Source organism: [Bacteroides] pectinophilus (assembly GCA_025146925.1).
Taxonomy (GTDB): Bacteria; Bacillota; Clostridia; order Lachnospirales; family Lachnospiraceae; genus Bacteroides_F; species Bacteroides_F pectinophilus.
Genome location: CP102260.1, coordinates 946297 through 959704, shown reverse-complemented (window position 1 = coordinate 959704; position 13408 = coordinate 946297). Strand labels below are relative to the sequence as shown.

Here is a 13408-nt window from a genome sequence, read left to right as displayed (position 1 = left end):
CCGGGATTCTATTCCAAAGGTGCAAGTACAGACCTGTACAGTCTTTCACACCCGAACTCTTCAGCCGTGCCGTACATCTCATCCAGTTGCGCGAAGTTCTCATCTGAATGTTCAACTTCGCGTGAATAAAGATGTGTTATCTCAATCTGGTCTGTAAGCTGCATTGTGTAATCTTTTTTTATAAATCTTACAACATCCATCTCAACAACCATAAGATATCCTGTAACCGCAAGCTTAACTTTGCCAAGCAGGTCATAATCATAGACCGCCTTAAGGAAATATCTGAAAATGTAATATACCATTACATGCTCATACTGCATGTTACACTCAGGATATGAAGCCCAGAACCTTCTCACAGAACTTATGTAGTTCTTAACATCAGTCAATGAAGCATCAACGGCATCGTGCATGCGTCCAAAGCTGTCTCTGTCTGCCGCTATAAACTCATGAAACTCACCCTTAACCATCTCCATGCTGTCAAATATAGCAAGCAGACTACCGGTATGCTTATAATATCCGCATGCATTCGGCATACTCTTTTTCTTAGCCCCCGACCAATCTGTATATTTGCGTCTGAGCTTTGCAATGACCTCATCAAACTTCTCAGTCCTCACATCTGCATAGATGTCATCACCTGGAACAGTGTACATTGCATTAATCTCATGAATATATGAATATCTGTGTACATTAATGCTCTTCTGCAGCTTCTCAGCGTAATGCATAAGTACCGCTATTCTCTCTCTGATATCATACGCACGGTTCTGTACAATTGCATAAGCAACTCTGCGCGACTGCATAAGTGCAAAATAAAATTCTGGTTCTATATCGTTATACGATGTAAGTGGCTTGCCATCCTCCATTGTCTCAAAGCCGGCTTTGCCTTCATAAGTAAGTATCAGATTAGCAGCAGTCTTACATGACAATGCTATTCCCATCTCACGTATATTGCCATATTCCTCCACAAATCTCGGATACATCGCACATGTCTCACACAGCTTATCCTCTCCAAGTTCCGTATAAAGGTCACAAAGACCTGTTGCATTAAGGAATGGACAGTCTTTATCAGGTTTTAAGATAAAATGGCATCCGCCTTCTCTTGACATTACAGAAGCGAGCCTTTTACCGAACTCGCCTCCAACTGTCTCATAATATGCATATGCTTCTTCATCAACATCAACTTCCCATCCGGCACAGCATGTATCCGTACAGTCCTTGTCAATGCATCTGAATTCTTTGTAATAATCAGGTACTCTAAGCTTCATCTGCTTCCTCGTCAAACGGTCTGTTAAGTTCTTCTGTTCCTTCAAGTACAAATCTTCCGTCAGCAATTATCTGTACCTTACTTCCGTCAGACATAACAGCACTTATCTCGCCAATCTCATCATACGGTATTGTAATATCCGTGTGACAGTTAAAATACGCCTTCTCCGGCTCTGTCTTACGCAAAAGAGTTATCTCATTATCGCGTGATATAATCTCTTTACCGTCCGGATTATAGACAGCAACATCCTCCGCCCATGTATAACACGTGTCGCCCACGGCAAAATGCGGTCCCATCTTCTCAACTATAAGGATAGGGAGCTTGCCGACAATATCATATCTGTTGGCCATGACATACGCCGTCGTATTAGTTCCTATTGCGAACTCTCCAATTGGGAGTGTATCATGATTAAAGAGAATGTTCTCACGGATGTAACTCTTATTCTTATTGATTGCATTACCTTCGTCATCTACATCTATCGAATTGTCAAAGTTGTCACATACGTAATCCTCTACCATTCCATCCCTGAACTTAAGTGTAAGGTTCTTATAGAGAAGCCCGTTAAGGTAGACACGGCTCACATTAAGTGTTCCTTCAGTTCCCTTAAGTCTTGGTGATGTAAATACTTCTCCAAGCGGAATGTTCACATCGGCAAGGCAGTTCTCAAATATCGTCTGCTTTGCAGGATCCCCGATTGGCATAAGACTAACCTTCATATCTGTCTTATTGCCATTACAGCCCTTAACAACAACATGCTGCGCTTTATCCAGAACATCAATTATGCTCTGCTGTATACGCTTATATTTGTCATAATCAAGAGTATTGATTCTGACCGTTTCTGCAAATATCTTTCTGTATTCATCAATCGTATCTGCAATCTCAGGAATCGGATAGGCAATAATCGTAAAACTGCGTTCTTCTCCCTTTATATATTCATTTACAAGTCTGCCGGATTCACTGTCATACTTAACAGAAAGCTTCTGCTGCCTCTCATCAAGCTTAAGCGCTTCCTTTTTATTCACAGGAGCGAACGGCTTCTCACCAAACACTTCTATTACAGCAGGTCCTGCAAATGCAGCTGCCTCTGTCTTATACTTTTCATAAGCTGCCTTAAGCGCACCAAGCTTTCTTACCACAAAATCATTATCAAGATACAGCGCATTATCAAATCTGTGGTCATAATCCATCTGCTTATTAGGGCTTGTTGAGTAATAACCAATCTTTGCATTCATGCGTTTGTTAATCGTGTTGACTGCTGCCCTGTATATGCTCGGCTTAAGTCCCATCTTTTCAAACTGAAGTATTGCAGCCTTTACAACACGTTCAAATCCGATGCAGTATCTTATATTGACAATGCTCTTCCTGGTAAGATCCTTATTGCCAATGACAAAGCCGATTCTAAAGCCTTCCGTATAAGTTGATGCCATTGCATCAATCTCTTCCTGTGAAAGCGAATTAAGATACTTTGCAGTCTCAATCTCATTGTCTGTTATATACTCACCGAATCTGTAGAGATATCTCAGGTCACTTAAATCCGAATTCATTATTATATCTACTGCAAATGACTTCGTAACATCGAGCTGCTCAGCAACACGCTCCTCAATCGTAACATCACTGTAATCACTTACATACCAGTATACTGTATCATATATTTCTTTATATTTTGGACGGACATCAGCAGTAAACAGGCAGTATATCTCCACAAAAAGTTCAACGGCCGCTGTCATGTCAGCCATTCTCTTCTCATACGCATACACAATAAGACCTCTTAATTCAACGTACAGGAATGAAAGTATTCTTCCGTACAGCTCGCCCATTACGCTTACGGCATATGCCGGATTGGCAAAGCTTGTCTCATAGTTCTCGTCAGCCACATCACTGTAAAGCTTCCTGTTGAGCATCTCAAGCTCTTCCATGCTCATCTTATCAATGACATTGCCATCTATCAGCGACTTAAGTTCATCCATCTTCATAATGAACTTCGCAACATTTCTAAAGTATGACACAAACTCTCCGCTTATCTCCCTGTCACATACCTCAATAATATCCTTCACGCGATCAACAGCAAGCTCATATCTCTCTTCCAGATTGTCATTATACATAAACTACCATTCCCTTCAAAACACTATATTCCCATAAGCAGCACTGCAATCATAAATATTGCAATCATACCGCACAGGAGTGAGCCGGCCTTAGAAAGTGAATAAAACTTATCCTCTTCCCTGAAACTGATAAGTCCTATACCGCATCCTACGCATGACAACAGCAGGCTGCACAATGCCAGACTTCCGACATATGCCCCTGCATGTCCCTGCACCAGAAACGACAGACGTATCCCATATATCAGTATTGCTAATGCTCCAAGCCCCATCAATGTTGAAATAGTTCCGCCCAATGACTGCTGCTTATCTGAGAATTTATATCTTTTAAATAATCTCATTTCAACCACCGTTTTTACACATCTTAATCAGGCGATACAGGACATATCCGACAGCACCGCCCAATGTGTTAAGAATTATATCATCAACGTCGCAGCTTCCCACACGTGTAATAAGCTGCACAAGTTCTATTGCTGCGCTGAATGCCGCCGAATAAATAACGGCTGCTATAAAGCCCGGCTTTTTACTGCTCATGGATATAAGTGCCATGCCAAAAGGTACAAATGCTGCAATATTACCAAAAAGATTAAGCAATACTGCCTTCGTTCCTATTATGTCCCTGTAGGCAATAAATCGCTTAATCTCTCTTAGTGGTTCAAGATTGTATCTGTAACTCTCAGCAGGCATTCTGTCCAGCAATTCCGCAAAAAACAGAAAATATACCATAACAGCAATATAGGCAATGAATATAATCCACTTAACAATGTTCCTGCCTCTTTTACTGCTCATAGACTCTCCCAATATATATATTTACAGAATCAGAAAAGTCTGTCTGACTTATGTGCAAGCAGTCTGGCTCCATTGACTATAAGCACAATACCCGTTGCCACTCCCGCTACAATAGCAATTATTCCACACACAAGATTAGCAGCCCCGACTGACTTCATCTTCTTAAAAAGCTTCTCATCCATAATATATATGCTCCTTATTGTACACCATACTCTCTGTAATATGCATCTATTGCAGCCTTAATCTCATCATCAATCACAACTCTGCCCTGACATGGACGATTATAAAGGTGCTCTACCACATCTTCCATTGTAACTATCGCATTAGCCTCAAATCCGTACTTCTCGCGAATCTCATCAAGCGCACTCTTAACTCCTCCGAGCCCCTTCTCCATACGGTTAAGTGAAACCATAAGTCCGACTATCTCTACGTCAGCAGCACCTCTTACCTTAGGTACTGTCTCCTCCATTGACTTACCTGAAGTAGTAACATCCTCAATCATGACAACTCTGTCGCCGTCCTTAAGGCTGCTCCCTAAGAAATTACCCTTATCAGCACCATGGTCCTTAGCTTCCTTACGGTCTGAGCAGTAACGTACTTCCTTGTTGTAAAGTTTGCTATATGCAACAGCTGTAACTACACTTATAGGAATTCCCTTATAGGCCGGTCCGAAAAGCACATCAAAATCATCGCCATATGTCTCATGAATAGCCTTGGCATAATACTCACCAAGTCTCATAAGCTGTGATCCCGTAACATAAGCTCCTGCATTCATAAAAAACGGAGACTTACGTCCGCTCTTCAGTGTAAACTCTCCAAACTTTAACACATCACTCTCTACCATGAATTCTATAAATTCCTGCTTATACTGTTCCATTTTATCTTAAAACCTCCTGTTTATAAGGCTTTCACGCCTTTATTATTGTCTCAAATTGCTTTACTACACACTTTTTACACACTTTACACCGCTTCCATCTTCCTCATCTCGTCAAACAAGGTATCATCTGTTACGTGACAATACAAATCCATTGTCAGCTGTAAGGAGCCATGTCCGAGAAGCTTCTGCACGCTCTTAGGCTGCATTCCGTTCTCGATTGCCCTTGTTGCAAAGGTGTGACGGAAACAATGAGGAGAGAACCTCTCAAATTCCGGGTGTTCCTTCTGAATTCGTCTCGTTGTTACATCCATACATTCCTGTACGATGAACTGCTGTGTAGGTCGATTGTTTCTGGTTACGAAAACCAGATTCTTGTATTCGTCCTGTGCTGTTTGTGCGTTCTTAAGCAGAATCTCCTGCCCGCGAACTCTTTGTTTTTTCAGAGCTTCCATAGCTCTTGTTGTTAAGGGAATGGTTCGCTTGCTGTTATGCGTCTTGGTATCATGCCATTCAAAGACATATTTGCCATCCTTGCGGAAATAGCATAAGGAACGTCTGACGTGTACAACCTTCTTTTCAAAGTCTACATCAGACCACTGAAGCCCCATCAACTCACCAATACGCATTCCTGTGTCGATTGCCACTACATATAAATTGTAGTAGAATGTGTCCTTCGCATAGCTAAAAAAAAGCTCCGTTTCACCTACCGTTAATACTCTACGTTCTTTCTTAACCTCTTTAGAAATCACAGTATTGATCTGCTTAGCAGAATTTTTGATAAGTAAATCAGAGTCTATTGCTTTCTCCAGCATATCGACCAGTATCTTTTTCGAATTCTTACGCTCATTGTCTGTTTCCAGTTCGTTAATCGCCTGCTGCATAATCAGTAAATTCAAGGATGTGAGTTTTCTCCATCCCAGAGCCTTCTGTATTCTGCGATAATGACCTGCGTATGTCTCCTTGGTGGAGTCTCTGCAATTCTTCTTGCAGGTATCCATCCAGATTTCATACCATTCGTCAAGCGTTACGTCCTTCGCAACAACATTGAGTGCCTTTTCATCCTCATACTGTTCGTTTCTAAGCTTCTGTCTTACCTCATTCAGCGTCTTTGCGTAAACCGTCTGCTTCTTGCCAAAACGATTCACGAATCTTCCCTGATAAAGACCATCCTTTCTCTGTGATAAGCCTTTACCTAATTCTTTACCATTAAGGGATTTACCCATTTATGCCTCCTTCCTAAGTGTAGAATAGGAAGGATTCCAAATATCGTCCCTATTCTACCATAAAACCTTACAATTATCAATCCGTTTCAAAAATTGAATTCTCATTTTGAAACTCCTCCGTGTTCTTATTTATGAAAGAATCTGATTCAGTAACCAGTGGTCTAATCTGCCCTTATGAGCATATAGTCTGTTACCGATTCTTACCGTGAAACCATTGGCCGGATTGGAAAGCAATTCTCTTGCTTTCGTCTGTCCAATACCAAGGTACTCACACATTTCCTTTACATTTAATAACGCTCTTGTATCAAGTTCTGTTTTCATGGTAGTCCTGCCTCCTCTCGTAATATTCTCATTAACCACCTTCTTTCCTACCCGCAATAAGCGGTTCCTAAAGTAAGATTGTTCCAGTACTCTTAGTTTGGTTTTCTACGTATCCACTGTCTGGATTCTTTAGCACCGATTTCTCACTACTGAAACCTGCCTGTGGGCCTCTCCTGCGCGAGATCATCTCCCACCCTTGACGGAAGTGTCTGTTCTTTGCTCCGCTTAAATTGCTTTAAGTATCATCGCAAAGTCCGTTGACTGTGAATACAACTCATGAAGTTTTCAATGTACAGTTAAAACATTTCGATATTCTTGTAGAACATAAGTTTGTTTTGTGTTATGATTGTTGTAGCCGATTTGCTTCATTTCTGATGCCGCCCGGCTACGTTTTGTAAGTTAATTGTAGTAAAATATAGAGAATAAAATAATTGACGGTCACTTGACCGCGACTTGACATAGAAACTTTTCAAAGAATGAAAATATAGAAAGACAGATAAGATAGATAGCGGGATTGATAAATCCTCTCTGAAAGGAGCACACAGATGAGAAACAGACTGACCTTCGCCAATGTGATTGGTGTATTATTGGAAAATAAAAAGAAAACCTACCCGCAGCACCAGCTTGTACGCAGTCTGTTCTCTGCATATCTGGATGATACTCTGACAGCTTCGGAATTAATCGCAGATGACACGACGATGTACAGCCGCTGGTGCAATGGCGCCCGCCCGATTCCTATAGATATCCTAAAGACTTATGAAGATGAGGATGAATGGGATACGATGGAGGATGATTTCAGAGATAAGATTATTCCGAACCTGTTGAACGAAGCACAGGCTCGAATCCAGATGGAGGAATTGATTACAGACAGTATAAAAACCATCGGGCAGGAAATGGCTGATGCACTGATTCAGGAGCCGGATAATGCAGCCTTTTTCTGCTCTGTGGTAAGATATGCGATTTTGAATGACCATAGCACAGGTGCGCTCTATTCTCCCGACCTTTCGGAAGTGATTCTTTGCAATAAGCTTCCCTCCTGCAATCAGGCATTCATTGGACGAAAGGATGAGATAAAAGCAATCGCATCCCATCTTTCCAATCAATCCGTCTTATTCATTACTGGTATGGCAGGCATTGGAAAAAGCGAAGTTGCCAAAGCCTATGCACAGACGAACCGTAAAAAGTACACCAATATCATTTATCTGTATTACACCGGTGATTTGAGAAAAGACATCGCAAACCTTACATTTGCAGATGATTCCGTAGAAATGAATGAGGAAGTCCGTTTTCAGAATCACTATAAGGTGATGCAGAGACTCCACACAGATACACTGCTGATTCTAGACAACTTCAATGTGCTTCCAAAGGACGAACCCTTCTTAAAGGAACTGATGAAGAATGATATGCAGCTATTGATTACCAGCAGATGCAAACTTAAGAATTATGATTCTATAGAAATAAAGGAATTGGATAAAGAAAAAGAACTGACAGAACTGTTCTACAAGCATTGTCCTTCTGCAAAACGTGATCCGGACAGTGTGTCTGCCATTATAGAAGAAGTGAACTGTCATACCCTGACTGTCTGCATGGCTGCTCTTACCTTAGAAGCCAGCGGCATGGAACCGGAAGAATTGTTACAGGAGCTGCGTTCCTGCGGTATCGGGCAGAACATGGAAGAAATCGAGGTATTCAAGGATGATGAATTCTCCTATGCCAGTATGATAGGACACCTTCGCATGTTGATGAAGCTTAATAGATTAAATGAGGACAGTATTGATATCCTCCGTAACCTCTCACTCCTGCCGGTATCAGGAGTTTATAAAAGTGCGTTCAAAATGTGGCTGGAACTGGATTCTCTCAAAAATGTTAATGAGCTGATACGCTATGGCATTATCAGTGAAGATACCGAAAATAAGACGATTGCACTCCATCCTCTCATTCAGGAAGTGGCAATCGCAGAGACCATTCCAACCGTATCAGACTGCCATGTGATGTTAAATCACCTGCATTTGATTTGCCTTGCTCACGGTCTGGATGTAAAAAGACCGGTGACTGTCATGGAATGTCTGAAAAGCATCAACAGACACATCATCCTAGATAACAGGGCTTACTATCTACTGTTCTTACAGGATATGTACCCTTACTTTGACAAATATCTGGATACCGATTATCTGTCGGAGCTGGTAGAACGTATAGAATATGTGATGAATCTTATGAATGATTCGGGCAAGTCGGATGAAACGAGTAAATCGTATAATTCAGATAAATCAGGCACACCAGATATTACGCAAGAAACCAACCACATTTCTGCCTGTGACAAAGCATTATTATTAGATTACAAAGCACAGCTTCTGTTCCCACGCAAGGAATATGATAATGCCATTAAGAAATATAAAAAGGCGATTGCCCTCATGGAAAATTACCATAAGACCAATACTGCGGATGCCCGTTCCGCCAATCTGCTTTCAAACCTGCACAACAACCTCTCTACAGCTTATCTGTTCCGGAAGAAACTGGAAGAAGCCGTATCAGAACTCAAGACAGCTTTCACAGTACGCAGGGAATATGCCAGTCTTGGATTGATAGAGAATAATGATACCCTGCAGCAGACACTCTCACTTGCTAACATGCTGGTGCAGAATAAGGAATATGATTCTGCTCTGGAAATTATTGATTTCTGTGAATCCACCATTGATGAAGTTATGGGTAGAAATAACCTTGATTATGGTATGTGCGAGTTCTATCGTGGTGTCATTGCTTATACCCGTTCTCAGCCTGTGATAGCAGAACAGCACCTGCTTAACGCAGATGCCGTCTTTCATGCTGTTATGAACGAGAACCCTGATAATGATTATTCCAAAAGTACTGCTCGTTATTTGTATAGTTTGTATATGAGATGGGGAAAGAAAGAGCTTGCGGAGCAATATAAAAAAATACTAATCAGCACGCATTAGGTATTGCCATAAAAAATAGGTAGTTCAAATTGAACTACCTATTTTTATTTCTTCATGCTCTGGTGGCGTATTCTCTTCTCCGTTTCCAATAATCCAACATATTCTAAATGAATACTGCAAATTATCAATAATATTCATCTTGTTATCATTAGATAATACTGATTCAATATCACTATCATTTATCACACCCCAATCAATCCATTTATATCCATTATCTTCGTATGAACTAAATAAATAATTTTTACTATTCTTGCTCTGTGATAGTTCTCCACTAATTCTTAATATTTCATAAGAAAATATCTTCTTCTTCATAACTGCACATGATAGATTTCCATTCTCATTTATGAAAAACACTATATATTTATTGTCGAATCGAATTTCTTCCAAACATTCATTTGCAGTAGTTTGTGCTGTCATTCCTTTTTGTTCTTTCAAATATTCATATGGTGATTTCTGCTTCAATAAATATATAGTAACAATTAAAAACAGAAAAAAAATCATACAAACACAAAAAAATATTTTCTTTTGTTTCTTATTCATTCTCTTCACCTCATTCTTCATTTAATAATGTCTTATATCCCTGCCAATAGTCAACACTTCCGTCTGCGTATTCCTTGCGAATAATCGCATGGAAACGTCCTATCTGATACTTTCCTACTTTCATCTACCACCACTCTCCTTTATCGTTGTAGTGCCACCATTCGCCGCTTTCATATTCGATACAAAGATACCCGTCCTTATCTATCCAAACCTTTGCTAAGCCACCCTCGTTCCAATGCTCACACGCTTTTTTATGGGCTTCTTTGTTTCCCACTCCGCTTTTGGTCTGCCTTTTGCCACTGGCTTCTCTGAACCCTCGCTTGCTCCTGCACCTATAATCGACTTAAACGCCGCTTCTTGGTCAAATTTTGCCTTTCCTGCCATTACTCTCTACCTCTCCTTTCAAAAATTCCTCTATAAAGGCTTTATAGTCCTCTGATACGTTGGACTTCTCCGCATACTCAAATATATCTGTTCTGTTTGCCTGTGCTTCCTCTACCGCTACCGCTGACCGAATATAGGTCTTATATATCGGTGCAGAAATGTACTCGCTCAACTGTTCCGTAAGTTCCTTTATCTGCTTGCTGATGTTTGCTCTCGGATTGAACCTTGTAAACAGAATACCCGTTATCTTTACATTAGGATTGCAGTACCGCTGTACGCTCCTTACTGTTTCGTTAAGCTGGTTAATTCCTGTTGTGGCAAATATGCCCGCTGTGGTCGGTATCAGAATATCACCTGCCACCGTAAATGCGTTTACGGTCAACACACCCAAAGAGGGCGGCGTGTCTATAATGATATAATCATACTTTTCCGCTACGGGGGCAATAGCTTCTTTCAAACGGTGTTCTTTTCCCGTCTGTGATAACTCTTGCTCTGCTCCTACCAGCATAATGTTTGGTAATATATCATACCCGCCTTTCATACAAAAATCCATTAAAATTATAGCTCAAAATCATTTTATGTGCAATGGAGTTTTTCTTACCGAAAGTGAGTTTGAAAGGCAATCAAAGCCTTGTCATCTGCCACGCCCACGTCTACGAACCGGTGTGATTATCTGCTGTTCCGCTTGTGCTTTTAGCTGCTCCTCTGAAGAATGATTTCTGTTGTATTTCACACGATAATCATATTCCTCGGTAAAATCATCATATACAGACATCTTGTAACGCATACTCCGCATGGATTCTTCGGTATATCCCATTCTGTCCTGATACTTCTTTAGTTCTTCAATTCGGTCATCAGAAGGTGGCGGAAGAAGTTTAGCACGTTTTTCCAGAGAGAGCTTGCGGTATTCTGCTGGAGATGGAAACGGCTTATTTTGAACCGGCACCGTTGACGAATTGTTATCAAGTAATTCGTCTAACTCATCCTCATTATATGGTTCTGCGTCGGTTGAGTTATTTGTTGTGCCAAACTCAGTACTTACCGAGCCTGCGCCTGCATCAAGTCCCTGCCACTCTTTATTGAAGTCATCAAATGCAGCACCATAAAAGAAAGACTCGTCATTCTCCGGTATCTCATGTTTTTCCTGAAACTCGTCATATGCCTCATATACAGAAACATCCGGTTTTCTGGTCGGCTGTGACTCCTGTGTTGGTATCTGCTTTTTAGCCTTAGAAGCAGACTCCTTCACTTCCTCCTCATCCTCTTCCCATCTGGGATAATCCTTCATGGACTGACTGGAATGCTCGATGTCCTGCTCCTGCCTTGGATAATCAAACCAATCCTCTTTTTCCTTCTGTTTCATATACTCCCTGATGCCTGCAACCGTGAATCGCTTACCAAGCTTACTGCCTCGTACTGCCTTTACCTTGCCTCCATTACTGCTACGATAGGGAAGGGCATAGCTAATGGTATTACCTTTCAGCCTTACATTCATATGATAGGTTCTTTCTAACATATTCACCACATCATGAATGTTCTGCGTGGTCGGATCATTCATGGCAAGTCTGATATACACACGCATTTCATCCTTGAAAGAAAGTTTTCCCCTTTTCTGCATATGATTTTCCGCTAAGGTGCGTTCCTCCCTGGTCTTATCCGGATTGTAGAAGCTGTCACGGACAGAGTGTGTCAAGCCCCGGCTCCTGCACTGTTCTCCAAAATATTCCGACATTTCCACCAGCTCCTTCGGACCTCTCCGAAAGGAAGAACCATCCTTCTGATTACAGTTATTTACCAGAAAATGCACGTGAACATGCTCCGTATCCACATGAACCGCAAACAATACCTCAAATCCCTTTTTCCAGAAGAACTCACGAGCAAAGTCCTCTGCCATCTTGTAAGCCTCTGCATAAGTCAGCTTATCATTGTCCTCCGGATGAAAGGATATTGATAGCTTCTGTGCCAGAATGTCCCGCGGGAAGAACCGGCTATACTTCTTCTGATGCATTTTCCTTGTCATAAGGACACTGTTTGCAAAGTTATCCCGATTGCAGCCAAAAGCATTATATAACTCCGACTTTGTCTTGATAACACTGGAACTTAGCTGTTCCTTCTTCTTCCCCAGAATATAATCTGCAGCACTGTGAAGCTGTGCCACAGACTTGCATGGAGCATATTTTACATTGACATTTCCATATACTGCCATCTAACTCACCACCTTTTCATATAGTTTTAATACTGAGTCTTCCAACCGCCGGAATACTCTCTGGAACGGTTCAAATGCTGTCATGGATATCAAATCCGGATAGGCATTGATATTCCTTGCCAGCTGGTTGATATTGACTCCCTGCTTTTTCAGTTCGTAGCAGACCTCATTCATGACCTCCATAAACTGCTTTAATGTTGTCCCGTCAATCTGCCTGCCCTTGTTGCCCCGGAGCAGATAGTCGATGAAATCAGCGGAAGTCTTATATCCGCTCTCCTTCATCTGTGATTCAAATTCCTGTTTTACACGGTAATCCACACGAGAATAGATTACCTCGTCTCTTGTTCGTTTCCCCATAGTGTCCTCCTTCTTTTTATCTGTAAAAAAAGCCACAAAACTCATTGGTTGAATTGGCATTGCTGCCTTTTCTTCCAATTGTTTCATGGCTTCATTTTTTGGTATTTTCAGTTATTGTGTTTTGGCTACGATTGCACCGGATTATGGCTACATACTAATAGAAATTGTGGTCTGCACCGGTAAATTGCAGTGTCATGCCCCTGTTGTGGTTCTACTGTTGCTCTGCTTTGTAGCCATTTGGTTGCAGATGTTGTCTAAACTGTATCTGTTATAGCTATACTGTCCATAAGAACCGCTATCATCTGCATCCGTCTTGGTATTTCTTCGTAGCCTTTGTGTAAGCGATGCTTCGTCAGCAGGGCACATCATCCCCACAGGTCAGCCTGACGGAAAAAAG

14 protein-coding genes are annotated in these 13408 nt (G+C 41.3%); 1 reads left to right on the top strand and 13 read right to left on the bottom strand.

Annotated features, from left to right (window positions below; all coding sequences use genetic code 11):
• Window positions 1–8 precede the first annotated feature (8 nt).
• From fliB to NQ488_04415, 8 genes are all read right to left on the bottom strand, one after another.
• Window positions 9–1262: a flagellin lysine-N-methylase gene (fliB, locus tag NQ488_04450; GenBank protein ID UWN96559.1), complete on the bottom strand. Its 1254-nt coding sequence runs from the start codon at window positions 1260–1262 to the stop codon at window positions 9–11.
• Entirely contained in the window at window positions 1252–3363 is a 2112-nt protein-coding gene (locus NQ488_04445) for an aminopeptidase (protein UWN96558.1), read from the bottom strand. The genes fliB and NQ488_04445 overlap by 11 nt, the downstream gene beginning before the upstream one ends.
• Window positions 3364–3386: 23 nt before the next feature.
• A complete protein-coding gene (locus tag NQ488_04440) occupies window positions 3387–3701 on the bottom strand; it encodes a DUF6142 family protein (GenBank protein ID UWN96557.1) in 315 nt (104 codons plus the stop codon).
• 1 nt (window position 3702) lies between these two features.
• Window positions 3703–4149 (bottom strand): VanZ family protein, encoded by a 447-nt coding sequence (locus tag NQ488_04435; protein ID UWN96556.1) that lies wholly within the window; start codon window positions 4147–4149, stop codon window positions 3703–3705.
• Window positions 4150–4178: 29 nt separating this feature from the next.
• Window positions 4179–4331, bottom strand: coding sequence for a hypothetical protein (locus NQ488_04430; GenBank protein UWN96555.1), 153 nt, complete (start codon window positions 4329–4331; stop codon window positions 4179–4181).
• Between the two features lie 14 nt (window positions 4332–4345).
• Window positions 4346–5026, bottom strand: coding sequence for an orotate phosphoribosyltransferase (pyrE, locus tag NQ488_04425; GenBank protein UWN96554.1), 681 nt, complete (start codon window positions 5024–5026; stop codon window positions 4346–4348).
• Window positions 5027–5109: 83 nt separating this feature from the next.
• Window positions 5110–6249 (bottom strand): site-specific integrase, encoded by a 1140-nt coding sequence (locus NQ488_04420; protein ID UWN96553.1) that lies wholly within the window; start codon window positions 6247–6249, stop codon window positions 5110–5112.
• A 129-nt stretch (window positions 6250–6378) separates the two neighbouring features.
• On the bottom strand, window positions 6379–6570 hold the full coding sequence (locus NQ488_04415; GenBank protein ID UWN96552.1) for a helix-turn-helix domain-containing protein: 192 nt from the start codon (window positions 6568–6570) through the stop codon (window positions 6379–6381).
• Window positions 6571–7115: 545 nt separating this feature from the next.
• Between NQ488_04415 and NQ488_04410 the strand changes: the two genes are divergently transcribed.
• The gene (locus tag NQ488_04410) at window positions 7116–9524 is read left to right on the top strand and encodes an ATP-binding protein (protein UWN96551.1); all 2409 of its coding nucleotides are present in this window, start codon (window positions 7116–7118) and stop codon (window positions 9522–9524) included.
• A 24-nt stretch (window positions 9525–9548) separates the two neighbouring features.
• On the opposite strand, the gene NQ488_04405 is transcribed toward NQ488_04410, so the two are convergent.
• The 5 genes from NQ488_04405 to NQ488_04385 form a co-directional block, all read right to left on the bottom strand.
• Window positions 9549–10064 (bottom strand): hypothetical protein, encoded by a 516-nt coding sequence (locus NQ488_04405; GenBank protein UWN96550.1) that lies wholly within the window; start codon window positions 10062–10064, stop codon window positions 9549–9551.
• Between the two features lie 216 nt (window positions 10065–10280).
• Entirely contained in the window at window positions 10281–10448 is a 168-nt protein-coding gene (locus tag NQ488_04400) for a hypothetical protein (protein UWN96549.1), read from the bottom strand.
• Window positions 10426–10989 (bottom strand): ParA family protein, encoded by a 564-nt coding sequence (locus tag NQ488_04395; GenBank protein UWN96548.1) that lies wholly within the window; start codon window positions 10987–10989, stop codon window positions 10426–10428. The genes NQ488_04400 and NQ488_04395 overlap by 23 nt, the downstream gene beginning before the upstream one ends.
• A gap of 93 nt (window positions 10990–11082) precedes the next feature.
• A complete protein-coding gene (locus tag NQ488_04390) occupies window positions 11083–12654 on the bottom strand; it encodes a relaxase/mobilization nuclease domain-containing protein (GenBank protein ID UWN96547.1) in 1572 nt (523 codons plus the stop codon).
• Window positions 12655–13011, bottom strand: coding sequence for a plasmid mobilization relaxosome protein MobC (locus tag NQ488_04385; GenBank protein ID UWN96546.1), 357 nt, complete (start codon window positions 13009–13011; stop codon window positions 12655–12657). It lies immediately after the preceding gene.
• Between the last annotated feature and the right edge of the window lie 397 nt (window positions 13012–13408).

Coding starts and splice junctions, on each gene's coding strand:
- fliB (UWN96559.1), bottom strand. CDS start 1,262: ATGAAGCTTAGAGTACCTGATTATTACAAAGAATTCAGATGCATTGAC.
- NQ488_04445 (UWN96558.1), bottom strand. CDS start 3,363: ATGTATAATGACAATCTGGAAGAGAGATATGAGCTTGCTGTTGATCGC.
- NQ488_04440 (UWN96557.1), bottom strand. CDS start 3,701: ATGAGATTATTTAAAAGATATAAATTCTCAGATAAGCAGCAGTCATTG.
- NQ488_04435 (UWN96556.1), bottom strand. CDS start 4,149: ATGAGCAGTAAAAGAGGCAGGAACATTGTTAAGTGGATTATATTCATT.
- NQ488_04430 (UWN96555.1), bottom strand. CDS start 4,331: ATGGATGAGAAGCTTTTTAAGAAGATGAAGTCAGTCGGGGCTGCTAAT.
- pyrE (UWN96554.1), bottom strand. CDS start 5,026: ATGGAACAGTATAAGCAGGAATTTATAGAATTCATGGTAGAGAGTGAT.
- NQ488_04420 (UWN96553.1), bottom strand. CDS start 6,249: ATGGGTAAATCCCTTAATGGTAAAGAATTAGGTAAAGGCTTATCACAG.
- NQ488_04415 (UWN96552.1), bottom strand. CDS start 6,570: ATGAAAACAGAACTTGATACAAGAGCGTTATTAAATGTAAAGGAAATG.
- NQ488_04410 (UWN96551.1), top strand. CDS start 7,116: ATGAGAAACAGACTGACCTTCGCCAATGTGATTGGTGTATTATTGGAA.
- NQ488_04405 (UWN96550.1), bottom strand. CDS start 10,064: ATGAATAAGAAACAAAAGAAAATATTTTTTTGTGTTTGTATGATTTTT.
- NQ488_04400 (UWN96549.1), bottom strand. CDS start 10,448: ATGGCAGGAAAGGCAAAATTTGACCAAGAAGCGGCGTTTAAGTCGATT.
- NQ488_04395 (UWN96548.1), bottom strand. CDS start 10,989: ATGAAAGGCGGGTATGATATATTACCAAACATTATGCTGGTAGGAGCA.
- NQ488_04390 (UWN96547.1), bottom strand. CDS start 12,654: ATGGCAGTATATGGAAATGTCAATGTAAAATATGCTCCATGCAAGTCT.
- NQ488_04385 (UWN96546.1), bottom strand. CDS start 13,011: ATGGGGAAACGAACAAGAGACGAGGTAATCTATTCTCGTGTGGATTAC.